At 44.6% G+C, this 23,662-nt stretch carries 25 protein-coding genes; 15 read left to right on the plus strand and 10 right to left on the minus strand.

Annotated elements, in window-relative coordinates; translation table 11 throughout:
- Positions 1-1,928: Wzt carbohydrate-binding domain-containing protein (locus IQ270_RS16795; protein ID WP_193974306.1), on the plus strand; the 1,928-nt coding region annotated here is incomplete at its 5' end.
- Positions 1,929-2,000: 72 nt separating this feature from the next.
- On the plus strand, positions 2,001-4,379 hold the full coding sequence (locus tag IQ270_RS16800; protein WP_193974307.1) for a sulfotransferase: 2,379 nt from the start codon (positions 2,001-2,003) through the stop codon (positions 4,377-4,379).
- A 297-nt stretch (positions 4,380-4,676) separates the two neighbouring features.
- Here the strand turns inward: IQ270_RS16800 and IQ270_RS16805 are convergent, their stop codons facing one another.
- The 5 genes from IQ270_RS16805 to IQ270_RS16825 all read right to left on the minus strand — a co-directional run bounded on the left by IQ270_RS16805 (position 4,677) and on the right by IQ270_RS16825 (position 10,075).
- Positions 4,677-5,897 carry an NAD(P)/FAD-dependent oxidoreductase gene (locus tag IQ270_RS16805; protein ID WP_193974308.1) on the minus strand — a complete coding sequence of 407 codons (1,221 nt, stop codon included), beginning with the start codon at positions 5,895-5,897 and terminating at the stop codon, positions 4,677-4,679.
- A gap of 44 nt (positions 5,898-5,941) precedes the next feature.
- Positions 5,942-6,274 carry an aspartyl protease gene (locus tag IQ270_RS16810; RefSeq protein WP_339384196.1) on the minus strand — a complete coding sequence of 111 codons (333 nt, stop codon included), beginning with the start codon at positions 6,272-6,274 and terminating at the stop codon, positions 5,942-5,944.
- Positions 6,271-6,588, minus strand: coding sequence for a hypothetical protein (locus IQ270_RS16815; protein ID WP_193974309.1), 318 nt, complete (start codon positions 6,586-6,588; stop codon positions 6,271-6,273). Before IQ270_RS16815 ends, IQ270_RS16810 begins: the two co-directional genes overlap by 4 nt.
- A gap of 169 nt (positions 6,589-6,757) precedes the next feature.
- Complete coding sequence (gene dxs, locus IQ270_RS16820) at positions 6,758-8,665, minus strand: 1-deoxy-D-xylulose-5-phosphate synthase (protein WP_193974310.1); 1,908 nt, start codon at positions 8,663-8,665, stop codon at positions 6,758-6,760.
- 483 nt (positions 8,666-9,148) lie between these two features.
- A complete protein-coding gene (locus IQ270_RS16825) occupies positions 9,149-10,075 on the minus strand; it encodes a LysR family transcriptional regulator (RefSeq protein WP_193974325.1) in 927 nt (308 codons plus the stop codon).
- A gap of 389 nt (positions 10,076-10,464) precedes the next feature.
- Between IQ270_RS16825 and IQ270_RS16830 the strand changes: the two genes are divergently transcribed.
- The 4 genes from IQ270_RS16830 (at position 10,465) to IQ270_RS16845 (ending at position 13,001) form a co-directional block, all read left to right on the plus strand.
- The gene (locus IQ270_RS16830; RefSeq protein ID WP_228056435.1) at positions 10,465-10,707 is read left to right on the plus strand and encodes a hypothetical protein; all 243 of its coding nucleotides are present in this window, start codon (positions 10,465-10,467) and stop codon (positions 10,705-10,707) included.
- A 128-nt stretch (positions 10,708-10,835) separates the two neighbouring features.
- Positions 10,836-11,108: a hypothetical protein gene (locus IQ270_RS16835; RefSeq protein WP_193974312.1), complete on the plus strand. Its 273-nt coding sequence runs from the start codon at positions 10,836-10,838 to the stop codon at positions 11,106-11,108.
- Positions 11,109-11,307: 199 nt separating this feature from the next.
- Positions 11,308-12,375 (plus strand): tetratricopeptide repeat protein, encoded by a 1,068-nt coding sequence (locus tag IQ270_RS16840; protein WP_193974313.1) that lies wholly within the window; start codon positions 11,308-11,310, stop codon positions 12,373-12,375.
- A 116-nt stretch (positions 12,376-12,491) separates the two neighbouring features.
- Positions 12,492-13,001, plus strand: a complete 510-nt coding sequence (locus IQ270_RS16845; protein ID WP_193974314.1) for a GNAT family N-acetyltransferase — start codon at positions 12,492-12,494, stop codon at positions 12,999-13,001.
- 243 nt (positions 13,002-13,244) lie between these two features.
- Here IQ270_RS16845 and IQ270_RS16850 read toward each other — a convergent pair whose 3' ends face one another.
- Positions 13,245-14,822: an adenylate/guanylate cyclase domain-containing protein gene (locus tag IQ270_RS16850; protein ID WP_193974315.1), complete on the minus strand. Its 1,578-nt coding sequence runs from the start codon at positions 14,820-14,822 to the stop codon at positions 13,245-13,247.
- An 88-nt stretch (positions 14,823-14,910) separates the two neighbouring features.
- Between IQ270_RS16850 and IQ270_RS16855 the strand changes: the two genes are divergently transcribed.
- The 9 genes from IQ270_RS16855 (at position 14,911) to IQ270_RS16895 (ending at position 21,423) form a co-directional block, all read left to right on the plus strand.
- Positions 14,911-15,171, plus strand: a complete 261-nt coding sequence (locus IQ270_RS16855; protein ID WP_193974316.1) for a hypothetical protein — start codon at positions 14,911-14,913, stop codon at positions 15,169-15,171.
- Positions 15,172-15,569: 398 nt separating this feature from the next.
- Positions 15,570-16,400, plus strand: coding sequence for an A24 family peptidase (locus IQ270_RS16860; protein ID WP_193974317.1), 831 nt, complete (start codon positions 15,570-15,572; stop codon positions 16,398-16,400).
- Positions 16,401-16,461: 61 nt separating this feature from the next.
- A complete protein-coding gene (locus IQ270_RS16865; protein WP_006633441.1) occupies positions 16,462-16,683 on the plus strand; it encodes a hypothetical protein in 222 nt (73 codons plus the stop codon).
- A 91-nt stretch (positions 16,684-16,774) separates the two neighbouring features.
- Positions 16,775-17,728: an acetyl-CoA carboxylase, carboxyltransferase subunit beta gene (gene accD / locus IQ270_RS16870; protein ID WP_193974326.1), complete on the plus strand. Its 954-nt coding sequence runs from the start codon at positions 16,775-16,777 to the stop codon at positions 17,726-17,728.
- 381 nt (positions 17,729-18,109) lie between these two features.
- Complete coding sequence (locus IQ270_RS16875) at positions 18,110-18,301, plus strand: translation initiation factor IF-2 (protein ID WP_193974318.1); 192 nt, start codon at positions 18,110-18,112, stop codon at positions 18,299-18,301.
- Positions 18,302-18,447: 146 nt separating this feature from the next.
- Entirely contained in the window at positions 18,448-18,936 is a 489-nt protein-coding gene (gene psbV, locus IQ270_RS16880) for a photosystem II cytochrome c-550 (protein ID WP_193974319.1), read from the plus strand.
- Positions 18,937-19,082: 146 nt separating this feature from the next.
- Entirely contained in the window at positions 19,083-19,580 is a 498-nt protein-coding gene (gene psbV2, locus IQ270_RS16885) for a photosystem II cytochrome PsbV2 (protein WP_193974320.1), read from the plus strand.
- A gap of 127 nt (positions 19,581-19,707) precedes the next feature.
- Entirely contained in the window at positions 19,708-20,046 is a 339-nt protein-coding gene (gene petJ / locus IQ270_RS16890; protein WP_193974321.1) for a cytochrome c6 PetJ, read from the plus strand.
- A gap of 369 nt (positions 20,047-20,415) precedes the next feature.
- A complete protein-coding gene (locus tag IQ270_RS16895) occupies positions 20,416-21,423 on the plus strand; it encodes a CHAD domain-containing protein (protein WP_193974327.1) in 1,008 nt (335 codons plus the stop codon).
- 78 nt (positions 21,424-21,501) lie between these two features.
- Here the strand turns inward: IQ270_RS16895 and IQ270_RS16900 are convergent, their stop codons facing one another.
- The 4 genes from IQ270_RS16900 to IQ270_RS16915 all read right to left on the minus strand — a co-directional run bounded on the left by IQ270_RS16900 (position 21,502) and on the right by IQ270_RS16915 (position 23,088).
- Positions 21,502-21,921, minus strand: coding sequence for a putative toxin-antitoxin system toxin component, PIN family (locus IQ270_RS16900; RefSeq protein WP_193974322.1), 420 nt, complete (start codon positions 21,919-21,921; stop codon positions 21,502-21,504).
- Entirely contained in the window at positions 21,921-22,202 is a 282-nt protein-coding gene (locus IQ270_RS16905) for a hypothetical protein (protein ID WP_193974323.1), read from the minus strand. Before IQ270_RS16905 ends, IQ270_RS16900 begins: the two co-directional genes overlap by 1 nt.
- Before the next feature lie 157 nt (positions 22,203-22,359).
- Positions 22,360-22,599 carry a hypothetical protein gene (locus IQ270_RS16910; RefSeq protein ID WP_106332768.1) on the minus strand — a complete coding sequence of 80 codons (240 nt, stop codon included), beginning with the start codon at positions 22,597-22,599 and terminating at the stop codon, positions 22,360-22,362.
- Positions 22,600-22,644: 45 nt separating this feature from the next.
- The gene (locus IQ270_RS16915; protein ID WP_193974324.1) at positions 22,645-23,088 is read right to left on the minus strand and encodes a hypothetical protein; all 444 of its coding nucleotides are present in this window, start codon (positions 23,086-23,088) and stop codon (positions 22,645-22,647) included.
- Positions 23,089-23,662: the final 574 nt, after the last annotated feature.

Genomic DNA, 23,662 nt, shown 5'->3' on the forward strand with positions numbered 1-23,662 from the left:
GTTTTAGTGTTTCTCCTGGGGAAATGCTGGGAATCCTTGGCAAAAATGGGGCGGGAAAATCCACACTATTACAACTTGTTGGTGGTATTGGCCGTGCTGAAGAGGGAACTATTAAAGTTAATGGGAAAATAGGCGGTTTGTTGGATTTGGGTGCTGGTTTTCACTCGGATTTAACGGGGCGAGAAAATGTGTTTGTCGGTGCGGTGGTGGCGGGTTTAACTCGTCGGGAAGCCGCACGCAGATTTGATGATATTGTTGAATTTGCCGAGTTGGAACAGTTTATTGACAGCCCGATGCGAACCTATAGTACGGGGATGCAAATGCGGCTGGCTTTTTCGGTGGCGATTCATACCGATCCGGAAGTGCTGTTAGTAGATGAACATTTGTCGGTTGGTGATGTAGCTTTTCAAGCTAAATGTTTGAATAAGATAACTGAGTTTAAGACTAAAGGTTGTGCGATTGTTTTGATTTCTCACAACGCTGGACAAATTCAGAAATTGTGCGATCGGGCTTTGTGGCTGCGGGAAGGTACAATCATGGCTTACGGGGAACCGGAAGTGGTGGCTGGTCAATATTTGTCGGAAATGCGATCGGAAACTGAAAAGCGCACTCCCATGCGTCTTCCTGAAGTCACAAATACCGGTTCGCAACTGCGAGTAAATGAAAATCGATTCGGTTCTTTGGAAGTAGAAATTACGGATGTTAAAGTGTTTCCGGATGAGGAAATAGATAGCGGCGATCAGATTACTATTGAAATTCATTACACGGTTCCCAAACCGATTGCTGCGGGAATTTTTGGGGTAACAATCAGCCGGGAAGACGGTCAAAGTTGTTTCGAGACTAATACTAATCAAATGGGCCGGTTGATTCCGCTGGCGGCAGGTAAAGGCAAGATCCGGCTGCACCTAGACAGGCTGGATTTAGGAAACGGTCAGTATTACATCAATGCTGGGGTTTACGAGAAGAGTTGGGCTTATGCTTACGACTATCACTGGCACGTTTATCCCCTGTACGTGCGATCGACTGTACACCAAAAAACCATTCTCTGTCCGCCCTACCGCTGGGAATTTGACGGCAAAATGCAGGTGCTGAATTTGCCAGAAAAATCTGATAAAGTTCACGCTTTAAATAAAAACAATCCCGGCTACGCCAAGATTTCAACTCAATTGAGAAACAAAAAATCACCTGATTTTTTAATTGTTGGCGGTCAAAAGTGCGGTAGCGAGGCTTTGTGCGGTTATCTGGAAAATCACCTGCAAATTATTAAAGAAGGTGCGAGGAGAATTCAGTTTTTTGATTTGAATTTTGAGCGCGGCCTTGATTGGTACAGCAAGCAGTTGACTCGCAGTGTAGCTGGTGAAAAAGTATTGCTGTGGGAAATGACTGGTTACTATATTTATCATCCGTTGGTGGCCGAGCGGGTTTACAAGTGTTTCCCGGATGTTAAGCTGATTGTAATGCTGCGAAACCCGGTAAAACGAGCTTGGCTGCACTATCATTTAGAAGTGGCAATTGGCTGTGAAAAGCTGGATTTTGAAAAGGCAATCGCATCTGAGGGCGATCGGCTAAAGGGTGAAATTGAAAAAATCAAAACCGATGAAGGTTATTACAGTTTCAACCACCAACATTATTCTTATTTATCCCGCGGAATCTATGTCGAACAAATCAAAAATTGGCTCGATTATTTTCCCAGGGAACAGTTGCTAATTCTCAAAAGCGAAGATTTTGAGGAAAATACAGGCAAAGTTTTTTCCCAAGTGTTAGATTTCTTGGATATTAGTACGATCGCCAGTAAAGAATATGATCTGAATAAGATCGAGGCATACAGCAAAATACCAGCAGCAATCGAACAACAATTGACAGATTATTTTACACCTTACAATCAGGAACTTTCTAACTTGTTAAAACAAGATTTTACTTGGAGTTAAAATAGGTATATTTGGTTCAAAAAACAAAATCCAACTTACTTCAAAATATACAGTTAATTATAGCAAAGTGTTATGAAACGCATATTTCTCGTAGGAGCGCCTCGCAGCGGCACAACAATTCTTCAAAGCTTATTAGCCGCCCATCCAGAAATTATTTCTTTTCCTGAATCTAAATTTTTTCACTATTTACTGTACGATGGGTTTGCCGGAAAATTGCCAAGCAGGATGGAAGCTTTCTTTAAAGATGAGATTAAACGTCCTGAACTTTTACAAGATTTTGATGACAGTCAAACCGTGGAAACTAAAACTCGTTGGTTTGTCGGAGTGTTGGATGGTTTGGCGGCAGAACAAAACAAAAGTATTTGGTTGGAAAAAACGCCGGAACACATATATTTTATTGATGATATAGAGCGTTTGTTGCCGGAAGTGAAATTCATCCATATTTTGCGAAACAGTATGGATACAATAGCTTCTATGTATGATGTAACTAGAATGTATAGCAATTTGTGGGGGCCTGGTTGGGATTTGAATCACTGTATCGAGCGCTGGAAACACGCAATGTTAACTAGCCACAAATATGCTGGAAAATCCGATCATATATTACTTAAATATGAAGAGCTTTTAGATAACAAAACAAAAATATTAGGAGATATTTGTGATTTTTTGGGCATCTCGTATAGCGACGAAATGCTGGTCAATTATAAAGAAGCAGCAGCAAATCTTACTTTGAATTTCCCTTGGCATCAAGGAATTGAGCGAGAAATTCAAACTAATAAGATTCGTAAATATCAGAAAATTTTTACAAGCAATGAAATTAGATATGTTTTAGATAAAATTAAGCCAGTTAAAGATGAAATTGCCTGGAAAGTTGCGGTAGAAGTGAGCGAACCAATTTCGGATATTTACGCTTTGAAAATATGCGATCGCCTGTGCTGTACAATTCAATTAGAAGGCAATGCACTCGGTGTTGTTGAATTGCCAGTCTGCGACGGGATTGTGGCGGGTGCGGTATTGGCAGATGCGATAGCAGCCCAGTTTGCATGGGAAATTCTCGCTCGCTTCTTTCAACACAATCCAGAAAATCCGCAATTTGATTGGACGCTATTTTTACAGCAAATTTGGAATCGTCCCTATTGGCTTGAAGCTTATTTTTACAATCCAGAAACAGCCGATGAAGCACCGAGAATTAGCCTTAAAAAAGACTTTATTGCTGTGGAAATTAGCGAAGAATTGCCTAACATCAAAGTCGAGCTTTCAGAAATAGATGTGCTGGTAAAAGTAGGTGGCGTTGCTGTCGGTATTGTCACTGTTGCAGTGGAAAATAATTTTGTTTCTGCTCAAAAAGTGCGATCGACAATTACTCGAAATAGCGGTTTTGAATTGTGCGTCGCCACCGTGCGAGAAGCATTGGTGGGAAAACCGTTAGATACTGAGAAATCCCTGCGATCGCGCTTAGCCTCTGCTGCCCAACAAAGGTCGAATCAGCCCGAATGGTTGAATGCAGCGGGTGCTGGGGGCATTTACCCGCAAGGTACGGTGATGTTCGGCAGGCGATCGGGTGCGATCGGAACCAGTGTCAGCCGCCGCGCCGCATTCCCAGCGGCCGCGCTGCCGGAAATCGCATCAGCAGCAGCAATCGCCCGGGAAACAACAATGCAAATTCCCTTAGAAAACGAGCTACAAAAACAAGTATTTTATGCACCAGAAATCATCGACAAAAAATCGCCTTATCGAGAAGTTGCTAACCCAGCACAACCTCAAAATTTTAACAATAACAGCGTCACAGAAAAACTGCCTATTCTCGCCTACCACCGCATTTCTCCCGATGGTTTAAATGCAATTACTCCCGACTTTTTTGAACAGCAGCTACAGGATTTACAAGAAAAAGGTTATTACAGTACGAATTGGGAAAATTGGCGAAGCGCAAAACAGACTAAAACACCTCTACCAGGCAAAGCCGTATTGATAACATTTGACGGCGGCTATCTCGACTTTTTCCAATATGCTTGGCCTTTGCTAAAACGCTTTAACTTTACAGCAACTGTTTTTTTAGTAGCCGAGTCGATAGGAAAAACAAATAGTTGGGAACAAGCCGAATTTGAAGAAGTAAACTTAATGGGCTGGCCAGAAATTCGGCAACTGCGAGATGCAGGGATTGAATTCGGTTCGATGTCTGCTACCTATCAACCTCTGACTGCATTGTCACCCACAGAAATTGTGCGTGAGGGAGCAAAATCTCGCGCTATTTTAGAACAGGGATTAGGCAAATCTGTTAAATATTTTGCCTATCCTTACGGAGATGTCGATCCAATTGTATCGCATTTAATCGGGGCGACAGGGTATACTTTTGGTGTATCGTACAAGTCAAATTTTAGCAATTTTGACGATGATTTAATGTCATTGCCCCGCCTTAAAATTACACCACAAAACACATTAAAATTACCTGAGTAAAGTGCGTCAGCCAGCAAAACTTTTCCCTCAACCAACCATATCCCAACCGATACCAAATCCGGTAGCATTGTCGGGCAGATAATCCACTCAACAGTCAAAAATCACGGCTGGTGCCACCGGAATTCATCTAATTCATCTGCGTTAATCCGTGTTGCATCTGCCTGTATCTGCGGTAAAAAAAAAGATAATTTATTCACCGCAGATTGACGCAGATGAATAGAATAGACATCTGAATAATTCCGAGGCTAACAAATTTGAACTCGTGTCTGACTGCAACCGGAAACGATACAACGCACCTTACAACTGAAATTTATTAATCAATCCCTTAAATTTCCTACTCAAATAACCGCCAAATCCTCTATGAATTTTCTCAAACTTATAATAAAATAAAATATCCATAACATCTTCAGTCTTCATGTATTTCAAATAAGAAATTGCTCTATCAGTAAGTTGATCATTAACATCATCGATATACTTTCTCACCGCCAACCTTTCCGAAATATCCCATTTTTTATCAAATTTGTGGTGCATTTGGATCTCATAATCCCGAAAGTCCGAGATTTTCCCATCCAAATATTTTTCAATATATTTCCCAGCTATTTGGGCGCAGTCCATCCCGTGTCTGATACCCTCGCCGCCCAAAAAATTTACAGTGGATACAGTATCGCCGATCGCAATTATATTATCCTTGTAATAAATATCCTGCAAACCCTGACTGTACTTCAGAGTGGAACCGTGTTTGTCAATAATTGTATAATTTTTAGACTTCAGATATTCATCAATCAGCAAATCGATATATTTTTTCAAAGGTTCCAAACTCTTCACAGTTTTCGGATCTAAAAAAATTCTTCCCGCACCAACTTTCAGCCTGTTTTGTTCCATTGGAAATATCCAAGAATAACCTTTTGGCATCCATTTATCGCCCAAAAAGAAGATTAAATCATTGGCATATTTATTATAAATTTCCGGTTCTACTTCAATTAAATATTCGATACCGGTTCCCGACAAAAAATCTGGCTTTTCATTTTCTTTATCATACATAATTGCCCTAGCAAAACCCGTAGCATCAACCAAAACTTTAGTGCTAACTTTGATAGATTGACCGTCAGATAGCTGTTTAAATTGTACGATTGTTTCACCGTTGGCTTGGGAATGTCCGGTGTAGCGACAACCAAGCCAAACTTCACTTCCATTCCCCTGAACTTCGCTGGCGAGAAATTCTCTAAATTTAGCAAAATTTAAGACAACTCCCAAATTTTTAGGAGACTCCCAAGTTTGACTGACTTTGCTAGTTTCAATTGTCAGTTTGTGCCAACAACTGCCGACAACTGATTCGGGTAAATTGAATTGAGAGAGGGTTTCTAGAGGCGTGGCGGCGCTGGAAAAGTCATTTTTATCAAAAGTGTCGTTTTGTTCGGCAAGCAAGACTTTGCGGCCGGATTTTGCTAATATTCTCGCGCAGTGACCGCCTGCTGGGCCTGCTCCTACTATTACTATATCAAAAAATTTTAAATTCATCTTACTTTTAAATCGCTTCCAATGTCAAAACATCCGCAGACATATCAACTACTAACCGCCGATTTTTTAGCCACTGGCGACCCGATTAAAACTTCCGGTACTCCTGCACCTACGTGAACGGGAATGTCAAATTCTTGCTCATCAATTCGGACTTTTCCTGCATAAATATCGAAATTGAATTCTCCCTTAGCTGTTATCATTTTTTGTCGCCTAATATAAATCCAATCAAGACCTTCTAAATCCTGACTGTCCATTGCTAGCCAGCCAGAAAAACCTGTATCAAGCAGAGCATCAACAGGTAATTCTAAGCCGTTATCAGCAATTAATTCAATTTCAAAAAATAGCTCGTCCTCATCACCAAATATTCCTGCAATCATATCGTGCCGCACGCCCCTGTATCGTTGATGCGGAAAAGAAACGGGATAGCATTTGGGTGTTTCTGGCGGCACATTTTGGTAGCCACCATATCATCTTTGTCGATAAAATAGTCCCCGCTGTCGGGTTCAACTGCCATGTACCAGTTGTAGTGGGTTTTAATTAATTCTGGTTTTAGGCGATCGAAAATTGGTTTGCAGCGCTGATAAAATGCTTCTCTTTCAGCATCCCATTGGGCTATTTCTTCTGGAGAACCTGTGCGTTTTGCGTGCAATCTTCCCCGACGTACTGTGCGAGTTGGGTTGAGATAAGTCATTGTTGATTCTCCCTTATCGTGAAATCTTTGTTCAATCATATCATAACTGGTTCCTAGGAAGAGCCTGAGAACCAATGTCACTCTTGCTCTGCTGCGTTTTGGAAACTGGAAAATCAGAGGTAGAGCCTCCCGTTCTGCGTTACCAGGCAGAGCCTGGTAACGAGTGAAATTAGACGCTAACTGGTGACTTTTGGCGGCTGAATGTTGCTAAGATACGATCGCACATTTGCGACGGATTCAAACCCAATGTTGCCATCGACTGATCCGGTGTAGCGTGGTCTACCAATGTATCAGGTACACCCAAGCGCATCACAGGAACAACAACATTATTATCTAGCAAAGCCTCGGCTACTGCTGAACCGAAACCGCCCATCAAACAACCTTCTTCCATTGTGACAACTCGCCCGATTCGCTGTGCCAAAGGTAAGATTAATTCCGTATCCAAAGGCTTGACAAAACGCGCATTAATCACAGTTGCTTCGATGCCGTGTTCGCTCAAAATCTCGGCAGTTTGCATTGCCGGATAAACCATTGAACCGTAACCTAATATTAGCAAGTCGTCGCCGTTGCGGATGATTTCGGCTTTGCCGATCGGCAATTCTTCCCAACCCTCTTCCATCAAAGGCACGCCGTAACCATTGCCGCGCGGGTAACGCATCGCGATCGGGCCGCTGGTGTGGTTGATTCCCGTGACTACCATCCGCTGCAATTCTGCCTCGTCTTTGGGAGCCATAATTGTCATATTTGGCAGACACCGCAAGTAAGAAATATCGTACATTCCTTGGTGGGTGGGGCCGTCGGCACCGACAATTCCGGCGCGATCCAAACAGAAGAAAACAGGCAAGTTTTGGATGCAGACATCGTGAATTATTTGGTCGTAGGCCCGCTGCAAAAAGGTCGAGTAAATTGCGACAACCGGGCGCATTCCTTCGCAGGCTAAACCAGCCGACAAAGTGACAGCGTGCTGTTCGGCGATGCCGACATCAATGTACTGTTTCGGCAGTTTTTCCTGAAGTTTGTCTAACCCCGTGCCGGTTGCCATTGCAGCAGTAATGCCGACAACTTTCGGATTATTTTCTGCTAGCTTGACTAGGGCGTGGGCAAAGACTTTCGCGTAAGCTGGAGGTTTGGGTTTGGTGGAGGGAATGCCTTTGCCGGTGGCGAGGTTAAACGGATTTTGGGCGTGATATCCTACTTGGTCTTTTTCGGCGATCGCATATCCTTTGCCCTTCACCGTTACAACATGAACTAACACCGGGCCTTGAATAGTATGAGCTTGCTTGAAAGTGGTAATTAACTCTGCCAAATTGTGTCCGTCTACCGGGCCCATGTAAGTAAAGCCCAATTCTTCAATTACAGCTCCAACTTTCGAGACAGCCAAGCGTTTCATCCCTTCTTTGATGCGTTCCATTTCTGGAGTAAAAGTTTCGCCGACAAAGGGAATCTGTTTGAATTGTTCCTCTAAGTTATCTTTGAGAAACTGCACCGGCGGCGACAAGCGCATTTTGTTCAAATAGCGGGTAATTGCGCCGACGTTGGGGGAGATTGACATCTCGTTGTCGTTGAGCACAACTAACAAATTGGTTTTCGGCATATGGCCAGCGTGGTTAATCGCTTCGAGTGCCATACCGCCCGTCAGTGCACCGTCGCCAATGACTGCTACAGTTTTGAAGTTTTCGCCCTTGAGGTCGCGCGCCATCGCCATTCCCAGGGCTGCGGAAATGCTCGTAGAAGCGTGACCGGCCCCAAAGTGGTCAAATTTGCTCTCGCAGCGCTTGAGATAGCCTGCAACGCCGTCTTTTTGGCGCAGGGTTTGAAATTGATTGTAGCGGCCGGTGATCAATTTGTGCGGATAAGCTTGGTGGCCGACATCCCAGGTAACTTTGTCGCGATCGAGGTCTAGTGTTTGGTAGAGCGCTAAGGTGAGTTCGACTACACCCAATCCGGGGCCGAGGTGACCGCCGCTAGCGGCTACAGTTTCTAAATGCTTTTCTCGAATTTGTCGGGCAATTTGTTCGAGTTGATGAATCGAGAGACCGTGTAATTGGTTTGGATGAGTCAGTTCGCTGAGATGCATATTTTAAAATCTTGCTCCTGTGAATCAGGACGAATCCTTAACAGCTATAGGTTGAGCCTGCGACGATCTGGACGCGCAAACGTTAGAATAGTTTAGCTGTTATTTGGGAAAAACTGTTAGCCGTAACAATTTTATTATTTCTGACCTGGTAATTATAGTAAATTCATGTTACATAGTAAATATAAAAAATGCTTATATAGTAATTCGATCCTCACCAATGAGAAGGCCAATATTGCCGAAAAACAGGCATTTAATCTCTTTTCCGGTTGCATCGTCAGATGATTTGACCGGACAGAGAACACAGAGAACACAGAGAGAAATGAATACAGGACGATGAAGAGAGGAATTGATAGAAAATAGTGATTGACGGCACAGAGTAAAGTGCGCTTCTTCTCAGCAGTTGCCCAGAGCACTTTTTTCCGGCTCGAAGGAACAATGTGCGACAGCTTATGGTATTAAAAAGCCGAACATTGAGTCGATATATTACAAATTCGCTGCCAGCAACTCACTGTCAACATCTGCCGCACTTGTCACAACATCCAAAAATGCAAATACGGCCGGAATTAACAGCGCATCCCTCAAAACAGCCACGCCAATTACCCTTTCAAAAGCCGTCGGCAAACTGCAAACTTTTACCTCAGCAGGTATTGGTTCGGCGGCCAAACGGGGAAGAATTGCTGCACCCAAACCTTGCATTACCATACTGACAATAGTTGAATCTTCGCTGAGTTCGTAAGCGATATTTAAGGGAAACTCCGAAGTTGTTAAATATTTTCGCAGCGGTACAGAACAAGCTGTTTCCGGGGGCTGCAAAATCAGCGGATAATTTGCTAATTCTGCCCAGTTAATATTAGGACTCGACAATTTTGCAGTTGGCGGGAGCAACACAATATATTTATCCCGCAAAATTGTTTTAGTTTCAAATTCATCTGAGATGGGAAGAGATACAAAGCCAATGTCTGCTTTGCCCGATCGCAAAGCTTCTTCCACAGCCTGGGTATAATACACTTCGGCAATGCTGACGGCAATTTTGGGAAAGCGAGCGCGAAATTGGGCAATAATACTGGGTAGGATATGAGTTGCCACACTCCGAAAAGTCACTATTCGCACTTGGCCTCCCTGCAAACCTTTTTCTAAATTAGCTTCTTTGACCATCATTTCTAACGATCGCACAATTTGACGCCCGTGAAGCAGTACCCTTTCCCCCACCGGAGTCAGTTGAGCACCGTGTCGCCCCCGGTGGAACAATTGCACTCCCAATTCTGTTTCTAAAGAGGCGATGGCGTGGCTGACTGCTGATTGTGACAGTTCCAATTGCAAAGCCGCTTCACTAAAGTTTTCACAATCTGCTACTGCTATGAAAGCCTGAATCTGAGAGAGTTTCATCCGTCGCGTGTTAATTTTGTTCATCGCGTTTGTGCCAGCAGTGTCTGGATTGTCATAGGCAATCCTGCCCGAGAAACCGGGTTTGTGACGCAATTTTGCGAATAAAATCCCGATTTTTCGTTCAGAAACTCGGTTGATGCGTAACTCCTATCTATTTTATTCATACAACCTATGAAAGTAATGATTTGATTGTTGTTTTGCCAAGAGCTAGGCTTAATTTATCAGGTAACAGATTTAGTTTTACAGAAATTGCCACTCATTAATAAATGCTGTGAATGCAAGTAATTTACGGCATTTATTAGACTTAATTTTTGGATTTTTGTGAAGCATTTTTTTTATTTTAGGATGTGAAGGTATTTGTTATGTTTGCTTGCAAAAATAAAACTTTTCCTCAAAAAACCAGGAGTTTTTCGATGGGCGACGGATCTGAATATGCCAAAAGACAGCAAGGGCGATCGATATTTTCAGCTATGAATAAAACTTGGCAAGGTTGGCTGGCAGTGGCCGCTGGCGAGAACGAGGTCAGAATTTGGCAGACGTGCGATCGCTATGGTAACACTTGCTGGCACGGTTGCGATCGGGCGACTGGTCGCTCCACCTGTGCGGCGACGGATGATGAAATTCGCGCTTGGATCGATCGGCGTTATTGCCAATAGTAGATTGTTGGTTGTGTGGGGCTAGTTTTTAGGAATTGTTGGCATTTTCAGAGATTTTTGGTGAAGCCGCCCCGGAGATATTTGGGAAAATTTGGCGATTTTTGATTGTTAATTTCCAAGGAGATGTTATGCTTCAAAGATATTCCGAATGCGCCGCGCCCGTTAGCGGAACCCTCAAAGAGGATCGCATCATCCTCATGCAAAACGAGGTGTACAAGTTGCCTCAAACTCATCGAGAAATTCAAGTTTTGTCAGGAATTGCTTGGATTACGCTTGACAAACAGGACATCATCTTGCACAGCCCAGAAAAAGCCTCGCTTCCACCCAGCAAAAACTTTGCAGTCATCTCCGCTCTCAACAATATGCCGCTGATTGTGGCCCTCTGGCAAGACAAAAGTTAAGCAGCAGGATTTGAGGTATTGGGTTTGGGATTGAAGAATTGGGAATGACTGATTTTGTAAGGGTTTGCAGCTTGCAAGCGAGTTGCGTTGTTTGTTTGAAGCGGTATCGCAGGGGCGCGGGTGAGAAAAAAAATTGACACGAACAGGCCAAAGAGGTCTATCTTAATAGTTATAACTTGGCTCTAGGAGGACTCGATCGGTGTACCGCCGCTCTTACAACTTCAGCTATGTCGCAGCTATAAGTATTGTGATATCTCCTGCACTCAGCTTGCTGGCAATCTCAGACGCTGGGGCATTTACCCCTATGATAAATGCCAGACAGGTTCAAGAAAGCGATCGCGCCCAGCAGGCAACTGAACCCAAAACCCAAGCAGACACTCTCTTTGACTCAGGAGTAAAACAACACCGCGAGGGTTTGTTTGTCGAAGCAATCGAGAGTTTTGAACAAGCATTGGCAATTCGCAAGCAACTAAACGACAAACCGGGAATAGGCAGAATCCTCAACCACCTCGGAGAAGTTTACGGCGAAATGGGTTCAAAGGCGAAAGCTTTAGAAGTTTTGCGACAAGCTTTAGCGATTCACAAAGAAATAGGCGATTCGCGCCGCCTCGCTCAAACCCTCAATTTCATGGGTTTCATCAACCGGATTTCCGACAAATTTCCCGAAGCGCTGAAACTGCACGAAGAAGCGTTGGAACTCGCCAAAACCGTCAACGACGAAGTTGAAATCGGAGAATCGTTACACAACATTGCGGCCGTGTACGCCGAACAGGCAGAATATGCCAAGGCGATCGAATTTTACCAGCAAGCGCGTGTGATTCGCACTTCTGCGACCGATCGGCGCGATTTGGGCCGTACTCTCAACAATATGGGCGGCGTTTACTACAACATCGGTGATTTTGACAGAGCGATGGAATTTTACCACCAAGCTTTAGCAATTCGCCGGGAAATCGGAGACAGGGCTGGCGTCGGCCGCCTCCTCAACAACATGGCACTTACCTGTCGCAAACAGGGCAAAGATACTCAAGCGCTGATCTATTTTCAGCAAGCGATACCGATGTTAGAAGCAATCGGCGATCGGACAAATATCGGACGCTTGCTCAGCAATATGGGCGAGATTTATGAAAGTCTCGGTCAATCTGTAAAAGCTCTCGAATCCTACGAAGAAGCTTTGAAAATTGCCCGCGAGAAAAAAGATAAATTTGGAGAAACTGCGGCGATGGAGGGAATTAAGCGATTGTCTTCCGGTCGGCTAGTGCCACAATAAATAACACAAAAGGTTTGAGGGGCGCTAAAATTGGATTGAGCTGGCGATCGAAAGATAGAAACGGTTTCTCGATCGTTTTGCCGGCTGGCTCGATCGCACCACAATCAATTTAAACTATGGAAATCCGCCCCGAAAAGCCAGAAGATGTCGAAGCTGTTCGCAGCGTCAATGTGGCGGCATTCGGTCGAGAAAATGAAGCAAATTTAGTCGATCGATTGCGGGGAATTGCATCTACATTTTCCTTCGTTGCGGTACAATCCGATCGCATTGTCGGACACAGTTTATTCAGTTTGGTTGCTGTTGAAGGGAAATGTTCTAGCAAATTGTCGGTTCTGGGGTTGGCACCAGTTGCAGTTCTTCCCGACTATCAGCGCCAAGGTATAGGAACGCTGCTGATCCGCGAGGGTTTAAAAGAGTGCGCGCGATCGGGATTTGAGGCAGTGGTTGTGCTGGGCGATCCAGATTTTTATTCGCGTTTTGGGTTCGTTCCGGCTAGCAGCAAGAACTTGGGATGCGAATATGATGTGCCCGATGAAGCTTTTATGGTGTTGGAGTTAGAAAGTGGAGCTTTGCAGGATTGCAGCGGAACGGTGAAATATCGATCGGAATTTAGGATGTGCGAGTGATATTAATTCCGTCCTTCATCGGAATTATTCATCTCTCTGGGATCTCCCTCTGCGTTCTCTGTGTTCTCTGCGGTTAAATCATTCCGATGCAACCGGAACCGATCTGACGAAGTGGCGGTTTTTATTGTGATGTATCGTAAAAAATTATAAAAATAACATTTAGTAGTCACAGTGGAAAATGGTTGTGCTCTACTTGCCTTTGTGAAGCATAAAACTTGCACAACTATTGCCCAGCAAACTTATTTAAACGCCCCCTTGTGCCCTTTCCACGTTTGAACCATGTAAAGCAAAAATCGGAGTCAGAGCAGATTTTCCCTTCAGAGAAACAGCTCCCAAAGCCTCGCAAATGAAGTTTAGCCCGATCGACTCAAACACCCTTTTACCAATCAAAATTTGGTTTTCCCCCGCCTCGCTCATCAACCGAGCAGCCGTATTCACCGTATCGCCGAGGATATTAAACTCCCTGCGCCCTCGCGGTTCCCCAACCTCAGCAGCAAACACCGGCCCGAGGCACAGCCCAATTTGACAGCTAACTTTGATTTCTTGACCGCCGATAATTACTAGGGGCAAATCTGCAATCAAATCTCGGATCGCAATCGCCGCACTAGCTGCGCGGCTAGCGTCATCGGTATGAGCGTCGGGCACCCCAAAATAAATCAGCATATCCGAACCGTCCAAGTGCGCTGTTACTTTTTGCAACACACCGCCTTTAGCCGATACTACAGCATCGATCGACGCAAACACCCGCGAATAACCCACAACCAGATTGACTTGTTCCTCCGGCGAAGCTTTGTCCACAGACTCCGGCAAACTAATTAAATTGACAAACATCACCGTAGGTTCGGGAAAATCCGGCGGAATTTTGCGTCTGTCAGTATTTTCAACCAGCAGTCTCAGGATTGGTTTGGGAATATAACTAGCAAGGGGTTCAAGCCGCTTCACAGCTTCCACGATTTCGCTTACCAAACCCGACACGCTGCGATCGAGCAATACCGAACTCGGCATCCGCCGCCGATTCAAAGTAATATCGTACTCTCCGAGGCGATCGTCCGTGAAATCATCCGCCACCAAAAAATAACCCGATTTCCCCGGTTCAAAACAAAATTCCTCTCCCAAAGACTCTCTAGTAGTTTCAGTCAAACACACCCGTCCCACACTCCCAGAACCCTCAGCCTGTTTGGCTTGCTGAACAGAATGTCCCAGCAGTACGTGAACCATCCGCAGCGGCGTACCGATATCAGCACTAATGTAGCGGCCGCAGTGGATACCCACCCGCATCCTCAAAGACAAAACACCCCGCGCCGTTTCAATATTCGCAAATTTAGCCATCGCCCGCTGCATCCGCAAACCCGCCCGCACTGCTCTGGCTGTATTTTCTTGCTCAACCCCTCCCAAAAACTGAACCAGTATCGCATCTCCGGTAAACTCCAGCAAATCCCCGCCCGATTTGCTAACAATTTCGATGATCGAGGCAAAATAGTCGTTAATCACCCGCAGCAGCGTTTCAGCACCCTTGCGCCCCTGGGCTGCGTTCGCTTCCAACAGCGACGTAAACCCTGCTAAATCCGTGAACAGCAAAGTGCCTGTTTGCCATTGGTAGCGCACCTCTCCTGGGTTGGGCGGAGATTCGGAGACGGGTTTGGGTACGTAGTCGTGGAGGATGTACCGGAGAGTCCGCAGGTGCTCGAAAACCGCCATTAGCGTTGTGGGGGACGGATCTACCCACGCAGCAGCGTATAGTTGGGCAGAAAGGAGTGTTCGCAGTCGCAGTTCGATCGCAGCTAAGGGAGGATTGTAGGTTAATCTCTTAATTTCTTCCACCTAGTCTATTCTTTTTAAAATAAGGTAAGTTCGATCGAGCTAGAGCTAACACCAATAGCTAGAGTTATACCATTATCATAAGTTTCCAGTGACCCGATATCAGCCTAACTCACAACCCAGAATAGAAATTTCCGAAAGTCACGGCTTGCTAGCTGCGGATTTGATCCGAGTAGCTCGATCGGCTTACGGTATGTATCTGAAAGTGCATTCCGAGCAGATTCAGCGTCCGGCTGGTGTAGTTGTTAGTCTAGGAAGCAATCGAGGTCAGCTAATTTTTGCTTCGCAGCCGGTTTTGTTACCCGGTGAACGTTTTGTTACTTTTGACGAAATTGAATCTCAAATGTATTAGTTATTTGTTATTTGTTATTTGTTATTTGTTATTTGTTATTTGTTATTTGTTGTTTGTTATTTGTTATTTGTTATTTGTTATTTGTTATTTGTTATTTGTTATACTAAATCCTAGTTAGCTATTTGCTTTATTTTCTGAGACTTTTTTTCCACTTCTCTTCGCGCTCTTCGCGTCTTAGCGGTTAAATCATCAAGGAGGTAAGCAATAGGGATTTAGGAGCGTTTGGCTATTAGTTATTGGCCATTAGTCATCAGTAATTGGCTGTTATTAGTTAACAATAATGATACAACTAACAACTAACAACTAACAACTAACAACTAACAACTAACAACTAACAACTAACAACTAACAACTAACAACTAACAACTAACAACTAACAACTAACAACTAACAACTAAATGGAAATTATCTTTAATGTTCTTGTCACCGCGATCGTCTTTGTTATCGGCTCGGCGATCGGCAGTTTCCTAAATGTGGTAGTCTATCGGTTGCCTGCGGGTTTGTCGGTGATCCACCCTCCCTCTCGCTGTCCCAAATGTTTAAATCAACTCAGAACTTACGAAAATATACCCGTGTTCGGTTGGCTGTGGCTGCGGGGACGCTGCAATCACTGTCGTAGTCGGATTTCGGCCCGCTATCCACTGGTAGAAGCAGCTACGGGTTTGCTGTTTTTGCTGATTTTTTGGCGGTTTGGAATAACAGTAAAAACTCTGGGGTTTTGGGCTTTTTTTAGCTGGCTATTGGCTTTGTCTTTGATTGACTGCGATACAATGACTTTGCCTAATTCTTTAACTCGATCGGGCTTGGTGCTCGGATTGGTTTTCCAAGTGGCGAAAGGTTGGTGGCCGACATTTAGCCCGATCGACTCAGTACACTATCTGGTACTCGACGGCATCCTGGGAGCAGTTGTCGGGTTGTGGTTGTTTGATGCGATCGGACTTGCAGGTTCGATCGGCTTCGGGCAGACTGCTATGGGGATGGGAGATACCAAACTGGCAGCATTGATGGGAGCTTGGCTGGGCTGGAAATACTTGCTGCTAGCGGGATTTATTGCCTGTGTCGCTGGGGCTGGTGTCGGCGGTGGGGCGATCGCCCTCCGATTGCTCGATCGGCGTCAACCCATGCCCTTCGGGCCGTTTCTGGCTCTCGGTGCAGCAATTACTGCTCTGTGGGGCGAAGCGATCTTATCTACTTACTTGCAGTTATTTTTCCCTAATTTTACTTTTTGATCTGTCGGTACTCCGGCGCGATCGAACATAACATTGTCTCAAAAATTGGTAAAATTGTTCCGTGTCTTGGATTACACTTACAACTACTAGCTTTCGTTGGGAAGCGGAATTAATGCAGCAGCTCCTAGCTGCTCATGAAATTCCCGCCCGGATTGTAGACTTGGGGATAGCATCTTATTTGGGGGCTGGAAGTGCTACAGCCCTGCAAGTTCTTCCAGAACACCAGCGAACAGCATCGCTCCTCATCAGTCCCGTTGAAGATGAGCCAGAATCAGGTGATTAGTCATTAAACAACTAGCAATTGACAACTAATTACCAATTACCAATTCCCAATTCCCAATTACCAATTACCAATTACCAATTACCAAGTTTTAATGTCTCTATTTGATTGGTTTGCAAATCGAAGAAAATCAGTACCGAACTCTCAAGAACGGCCGGAACGAGAAATAGCCGACGGGCTTTGGAATAAATGCGAGGCTTGTGACGCCCTCAGTTATACCAAAGACCTGCGGGCAAATCAAATGGTTTGCTTGGAATGCGGGCATCATATCAGAGTTTACAGCGACCAACGCATAGAACAGTTGATCGACCCCAATACCTGGATGCCGATTAACCAAGGTCTCCAGGCCACCGATCCCCTGAAATTTCGCGATCGCAAAAAATATAGCGATCGGCTGCGAGAATTTCAAGAAAAAACAGGCCACCTAGACGCCGTAGAAACAGGCACCGGCCAACTCGAAAATTTGCCCGTCGCCCTCGGAGTCATGGAATTTCAGTTCATCGGCGGCAGCATGGGCTCGGTTGTTGGAGAAAAACTGACCCGCCTGATCGAACACGCCACGCGGGAACGCTTACCCGCGATCGTTGTCTGCGCTTCGGGCGGCGCGAGAATGCAGGAAGGAATGCTCAGCCTGATGCAAATGGCCAAGATTTCCGGGGCTCTGGAGCGCCACCGGGAAGCGAGACTGCTTTACATCCCAATTTTGACCCACCCGACGACCGGCGGCGTCACAGCCAGTTTTGCCATGCTGGGAGACATTATAATTGCAGAGCCCAAAGCTACTGTAGCCTTTACGGGCGGCCGAGTAATCGAGCAAACTCTGCGGGAAAAGCTGCCGGAAAATTATCAAACTTCCGAATACTCCTTCGCCCACGGTTTTGTAGACTTGATCGTACCCCGGACTCAATTAAAGAAAACTCTCGCTCAACTGATCCGCCTCCACCAGCCCCAGCCTTTCTTGGTAAAGTCGGAATTTCCCGCCCTCGATGCCGGTGACGGCCACCACGCTGTGCCCGCGCCGACTCACGCTTTCAAGCTTTCTCCCTAAGCATCAGCGCCGGATGATTGTCTGTTGGTGAGTCCGCCTGAGACGAAAATCTTAGAGGAATTGCCAAAAAAACCTGGTAACTTGGCAAGACATGAAGTTTGGTAGCGAGAAATGCAGCCAAATACCGGGTTTTTAGCCCCGCGCTCTCAAGTCCTATTGATAATAAACACCCCGCAATGGGATGATATTAGTTGGAAGTTGATGGGCTACGAAGTTTGGGTGAGCAAAAATGCTTAGTGGCAGTTAGTGGTTAGTTAGCTGGCGATCGAACAAAATCTCAGAACAAACTAACAGATGGGAGCTAACAGCGCTTTGTGCAATTGTCCAGCTTTCAGTCAATAGCCGTCAACTCAATTTTGACCAGTCAGCGACCTAAAAATTATGGGTTTTGCAGACCTATCCATCGCAGAAATAGCAGAGGACTTCCACGTCCCTGTTGAAGACGTGCTCCGCTTGTGCGACGAGTTGGAAATTGCCTACAAGCATCCTCAAACCCGTTTGGCTTTGGAAGATGTTAAGGCAATTATGTCCGCTCTCGAAAAAAGACGCGACTCAAAACGGATTGCAGATTAGATCGCAAAATTCCTTGACCTCGATCGGGTATGGCTGCACAAACTTTTGCCAATTGTCCCAGCCCGAAGGAATTTTGAACAGAAATCTGTTTGACAGCTACGCTTTCTTAGCGTTCAATAATTTGTCGGATTTTTTTAAGGAGAACCATGCTTAAAAGATATTTCATTGCTCTGACCGCTGTATTTTTGACATTTCAGTTATTTGTCAGCAGTGCGATGGCTGTCGAACTGAGTCCAGAACTTCGCACTGTGACTTTAAATGACAAAGGCGCTCCGGTGGTGCTGAGCCTCAAACAAGTTCAGCAAGGCAAACGCTTGTTTAACTCAACCTGCGCTCAATGTCACGCTGCGGGAATGACAAAAACTGACCAGAACGTGAATTTGAGTCCCAAAACTCTGGCTTTGGCCAACCCACCCCGCAACAGTATTGAGTCGCTGGTGGACTATATGAAAAATCCCACGACTTATGACGGCTTTGAAGAAATTTCCGAGCTGCATCCGAGCATGAAGAGTGCGGATATTTTTGCTGAGATGAGAAATCTCTCGGATGAGGATTTGTACGCGATTGCCGGTCACATTCTGTTGCAGCCCAAAATACTTGGCGAGCAGTGGGGCGGCGGTAAAGGCGCTCGCTAATCAATTTTTGATTTTAGATTTTGGATTTGGGATTGGAAGGGGGCTGGGCTTTGGCAAGCATTGCTGGCTGGTCGTTTTTCGCTCTCAAATCTGAAATCTAAAATTTACGTGTTACTCATCGATATCGCAAAAGGTTGTAGTCCGTCATGCAGCGTCCTGGTGTTTTTGTCTGCTTTCTGTTGGGAATAATAATTTTGCCGCTGGTGCTGCTGGCACCTCAACCAGCCTTGGCTGCTGCTGATTCTTATGTGACTCGCTATTTGAAAGTCAGCGAACCTGTAGCACTGGAATTGGACTCTGAGGGAAACACTCGTTTGTTTTCGGCTGAGGATTTGTCCTCGGGAAAGCGGTTGTTCGAGCAAAGTTGCCTGAATTGTCACGTCGGAGGAGCTAATTTGCCCGATCCGACGATATCTCTGTCTTTGGCTGACCTCAAAGGGGCAACGCCTCCGCGCACCAACGTCAATAGTTTGGTGGCGTACATGAGAGAACCGATGAGTTATGACGGTAGCGAGGAAAGTTTTTGGTGCCGCCAAGTGCCCGAAAGCTGGATGCCGCAAGCCGAGATTGAAAATTTAGCGGGTTTTGTGCTCCGGGCTGCTCAGAAGGCTCCGGGATGGGGCGTTGAGGATTTTGAGAGTTGAACGGCCCCTGCCAAAAAGTGGTAGATTAATCGGAAAATCCCGATCGCCACTGCGTGTTTGTGCCTGACTAAACAGGTAAAATAACTAAATAACCACCGTCAAAGGTGTCCATTAGAGGAGAACTGTGTTGAAAAGACTCTTATCTATCGCCCTGTTAGCGATCACAATTTTTACCGTCGGCTTCGGCCGCCCTGCTTTGGCAGGTGATGCTGCTAACGGAGCTAAACTCTTTAGCGCCAACTGTTCTGCTTGTCACATCGGTGGCGGCAATGTGGTTATGGCAATGAAAACGTTGAAAAAGGGTGCTCTTGAGAAGTACGGCATGAATTCGATCGAAGCTATTACCACTCAGGTAACTAAGGGCAAAAATGCTATGCCTGCTTTTGGCGGCCGCTTGAAGCCCGAACAAATCGAGGATGTCGCAACCTACGTGCTGGAACAATCCGAGAAAGACTGGAAAGGCTAAACTGCCTCTTTGAAATCGGACAAGCTGGGCTTGATTTAATTTAAAACTTGTCCTCCATCTTGCACCCTCTCTCACCCTTTAGTGAATAAATGTCTGTTTGCAGCGAGCTTAACCTATTTGGGACGGCGCGCCAGAAATCGGATATTTATTTGCCCAAGGGCGAGGGAGGGTAATTTGATTTTAGATTTTTGATTTTAGATTTTGGATTGCTAAATTCTGACTTTGTACAAATTGTCAAGCACTTTACATGAAGATTTATGTATGGAAGCAGGTAATAAATTGGGTTGTGTGCTAGGATATAAACCCTTTACTAGCAAAGCATTGAAATCTAAATTAAAATCGATCGGGGATGTGGAATCTACACTTGTCATGAACGTAAAAACATCAGCAAAAGTTAAAACTCTCGGAGACGCAGCCTCTGGTGCGATCGAGAAATATTTTAGCAAAACAATAGCGCGCGAGGCTGAAGTTATCAAAGACAAAGATGCAGAAGAACTTCACCAAATGCGGGTAGGATTGCGGCGTTTGCGATCGGCTGTAACGGGTTTTGCTCCGGTTTTAGATTTGCCAAAAGAAGCTTCTGAAGCCAAAATTGGTAAAGTGGGGCGGATTCTGGGAACGCTCAGGGATTTGGACGTGATGCTAGAAAGTCTCCAAAAATGCTATTACCCGAATTTGCCGATCGACGAACAGGAAGTTTTGGATGAGGCTTTGTCGAGTTTGCTCAAACAGCGACGGCGCGCTTTGAAAGCGGTGAGGGCTGTTTTGGAACAAAAAAATTACCAGTCGCTGAAAAAGTCGATCGAGAATTGGCTATCAAAACCGCAGTTTCGGGCGATCGAACAATTGCCAATTGCTGAGGTTTTGCCAGATTTACTCTTACCTCAAGTCAGCGAGTTTTTCCTGCATCCGGCTTGGCTGCTGGGCACGGAATATGAGGAAGGCAAAGTTAAAGTTGGTGATGATTTGAATGAGTCGGCTGTGGAAAAGAAGTTAGCAGCGGAGGGAACAATTCTGCACGATTTGCGGAAGCAAGCTAAGCGGGTTCGCTATTTGATGAATCTGTTTGGCGATTTTTACGGCCCGAGTTATGAAGGTTATGTAGAAGATGTGAAAGCTGTTCAGGAATGTTTGGGCGATATTCAAGACAGTGAAGTTTTAGGGGGATTTTTGACAGATTTTGTCGATCGCGATCTGAAAAAAGAGTTGCCGAAACTGGCTGGTTTGTTGGCCCAAAATCGCTACACAGCTTGGGGAAAATGGCAGGTTTTGCAGGCTAAGTATTTGAGTCCGGAAACTCGTCAAGGTTGTCGTGAGGCTTTAATTCACCCTGCGGTTGATGATGCTGCTAAGGTGGAAGCGTCGCAACAATTATAACACGCAGAGCCCCGACTTCTCAAAGAAGTCGGGGCTCTCAAGGGCGATCGCTTTTTTCCAGTCAATATTCCGAAAGCTTTAATTAGGAAAATAACGATTAATAAAATCTGTTGGAGTCAGAATCGGTATTTGTTCAACTTCGCCCAGAGTCAGTAAATCTAAATCTCCAGTTACAATAGCTTCTGCATCAGCGCCTAAAGCTGTTTCTATAATTTTTGCATCTTTAGGATCTCGCAGTTCAGGAACATTAATAGCAGTTGTTGAAGAACAAGTGGAAAATCCTTTGACTACAGACATGAGATATTCAACTGTATAATCTCGCTGTTGCAATTGTGGCTGAAATTTAGAACGTTTGAGTGTGGTTTCGAGTTCCAACAATAAGGGTTCGGAAGTAAATATAGTGATTTGTTGATTTCGGGCTAGCCGTAGCATTTGACCGGGAATTCCGCCCCATAGTAAAGCTGAAATCCAAACGTTGACATCCAATACAACTCTCATCAGTTAGACCATAACTCTTGTCGGACTTCTTTAACAATTTCACTAATTTCTTGCAGAGTAGGTTGATTGGGCTCTGGTTCTAATGCTTCTAAATGTTCGAGGAATTCATCCAAGTCTGTTTGCGACAGGGTAATTTTTTTTAAGACAATCTCAGTTTCGGTTAAAGAAAATTGGTATCGATCGCCCGGACGCAGTTGAGCTAAAATTTCAGGCGGGAATTGCAGTTTGTGTTCTGCTGTCACAGTGGCAATCTGAACAGTGGCAATCTGACTTGCATCCATGCTGGAAACTCCTATATATGACTTACTGGAAGCTCTGACTAATTATAGCACGCTCCATTTAGTGGAAGCCATCAGAAATTAAGGGCGATCGCACTTCAGGAAGGAAAAGGGCGATCGCTCTTTTGCTAATAAGTAAATTTTACTTTTCTCATTAGATTTAGTTGAAAGCAGCCGGAACTAATTTAATGCCTCGTTGATCGGCTAAATAAACTCTGTGTCTGCCATCACACAATTCGTAAGGAGGTGTACCGCGATAGAGAACAATTGGATCGTCTTTATCGTGAAGCAGATTTGATAAAGATTCGGAAGAATTTTCTATAGCGCGTATTTTTGCTGGATTGAGTTCACTCAGATTGGGAACCCTAATATCTGACATCTTTACAGGTACAGTTTCCATGTTTTTATCCAAAATTACCTATTTGTAACTACTATACAAATTTGATTAATATGAACTCAAAGCTTTTGTGATGGTCTGCTCAAATTTATCACACTCTTGAATTAATTTAAGGATCACATCTCTGAAATATGTCACGTCTATCAAACTGATTTCAGCATTGTGCATAATAGAAAAATTTTGTCTCCCATTTATTTCTTCTATGCTCCAGAAACCTATTTTATAGTTAGAGTTTTCTTTGAGCATAAGTGTAGACATCCATCCAGGAACATCATTCTGACTGTTAAACTTGACACCACTTGGCACTGAAAACTCTAGCGTTGTGTCATATCGGATGATAAAGAGCGTCTGGGTAGTGCCAGAATTCATTGTAAAGTTGATGATGGTACGGCGATCGTTGATGTCGTTAATGCTCCATCCTAGTTGACTACAATACCTCTGAATAGTCGAGCGGTAATTATTACCAGAGAATAAATCTAGATCGATTGCCATTAGAAAACTCCTTATTAAGAAAACTGAAAGAAAGCCATAAATAAAAATCCGAGTTCAATTGACAATTAGTCAAAAATTTATAGACTTCCCCATTCATCTCTCAGCGGCTTCCACTCGTATCTTCTATTGGCTGGTGGCTTCTGGAACTTAAAAATTTCTTCTGCTTCTGTAAAACGAGCATTATCATTTTCTTCGTAAGAAAACTATAAATCATGATTGTGTTCTACCAGCATATGAATACTCTTACTCCCATTTCTACTTTTGGGATTTAAGTGAGCCTCCAGTCTTGTTTTAATACATGATTCAGACCTTCCTATATAGGCAGATTCTTCGGAAAACTCGGCCTCATAGATCGCGTATATACCTTTCAGTTCTGTTGGAATTCTTGCTACAGTCTCTGTGTTGAATCTAACTGGGCCCAGATTTATTTTTTAATAATGCAGTATTTTGGAGTTTAGACTAAGCACAAATTTACTCAGCGTTAGCTGAGTAGAAATTATGGTGAATTTAGAGAGAGCTGACCAGGTTAACTAATGGATTTTGACGAGTTTTGGAACCTACCTTTACCCTTTTT

Source organism: Microcoleus sp. LEGE 07076, from assembly GCF_015207455.1.
GTDB lineage: Bacteria > Cyanobacteriota > Cyanobacteriia > Cyanobacteriales > Microcoleaceae > Microcoleus.

Excerpts from the sequence above, each read along its gene's own strand:
- IQ270_RS16900 (WP_193974322.1), bottom strand. The coding sequence starts at position 21,921 with ATGAGAGTTGTATTGGATGTCAACGTTTGGATTTCAGCTTTACTATGG.
- IQ270_RS16805 (WP_193974308.1), bottom strand. The coding sequence starts at position 5,897 with ATGAATTTAAAATTTTTTGATATAGTAATAGTAGGAGCAGGCCCAGCA.
- IQ270_RS16860 (WP_193974317.1), top strand. The coding sequence starts at position 15,570 with ATGGAAATTATCTTTAATGTTCTTGTCACCGCGATCGTCTTTGTTATC.
- accD (WP_193974326.1), top strand. The coding sequence starts at position 16,775 with ATGTCTCTATTTGATTGGTTTGCAAATCGAAGAAAATCAGTACCGAAC.
- psbV2 (WP_193974320.1), top strand. The coding sequence starts at position 19,083 with ATGCAGCGTCCTGGTGTTTTTGTCTGCTTTCTGTTGGGAATAATAATT.
- IQ270_RS16835 (WP_193974312.1), top strand. The coding sequence starts at position 10,836 with ATGCTTCAAAGATATTCCGAATGCGCCGCGCCCGTTAGCGGAACCCTC.
- IQ270_RS16815 (WP_193974309.1), bottom strand. The coding sequence starts at position 6,588 with ATGACTTATCTCAACCCAACTCGCACAGTACGTCGGGGAAGATTGCAC.
- IQ270_RS16845 (WP_193974314.1), top strand. The coding sequence starts at position 12,492 with ATGGAAATCCGCCCCGAAAAGCCAGAAGATGTCGAAGCTGTTCGCAGC.
- IQ270_RS16910 (WP_106332768.1), bottom strand. The coding sequence starts at position 22,599 with ATGGAAACTGTACCTGTAAAGATGTCAGATATTAGGGTTCCCAATCTG.
- IQ270_RS16825 (WP_193974325.1), bottom strand. The coding sequence starts at position 10,075 with ATGAACAAAATTAACACGCGACGGATGAAACTCTCTCAGATTCAGGCT.
- psbV (WP_193974319.1), top strand. The coding sequence starts at position 18,448 with ATGCTTAAAAGATATTTCATTGCTCTGACCGCTGTATTTTTGACATTT.
- IQ270_RS16875 (WP_193974318.1), top strand. The coding sequence starts at position 18,110 with ATGGGTTTTGCAGACCTATCCATCGCAGAAATAGCAGAGGACTTCCAC.
- IQ270_RS16905 (WP_193974323.1), bottom strand. The coding sequence starts at position 22,202 with ATGGATGCAAGTCAGATTGCCACTGTTCAGATTGCCACTGTGACAGCA.
- IQ270_RS16915 (WP_193974324.1), bottom strand. The coding sequence starts at position 23,088 with ATGGCAATCGATCTAGATTTATTCTCTGGTAATAATTACCGCTCGACT.
- IQ270_RS16895 (WP_193974327.1), top strand. The coding sequence starts at position 20,416 with ATGAACGTAAAAACATCAGCAAAAGTTAAAACTCTCGGAGACGCAGCC.
- IQ270_RS16810 (WP_339384196.1), bottom strand. The coding sequence starts at position 6,274 with ATGATTGCAGGAATATTTGGTGATGAGGACGAGCTATTTTTTGAAATT.
- IQ270_RS16830 (WP_228056435.1), top strand. The coding sequence starts at position 10,465 with ATGGGCGACGGATCTGAATATGCCAAAAGACAGCAAGGGCGATCGATA.
- IQ270_RS16800 (WP_193974307.1), top strand. The coding sequence starts at position 2,001 with ATGAAACGCATATTTCTCGTAGGAGCGCCTCGCAGCGGCACAACAATT.
- dxs (WP_193974310.1), bottom strand. The coding sequence starts at position 8,665 with ATGCATCTCAGCGAACTGACTCATCCAAACCAATTACACGGTCTCTCG.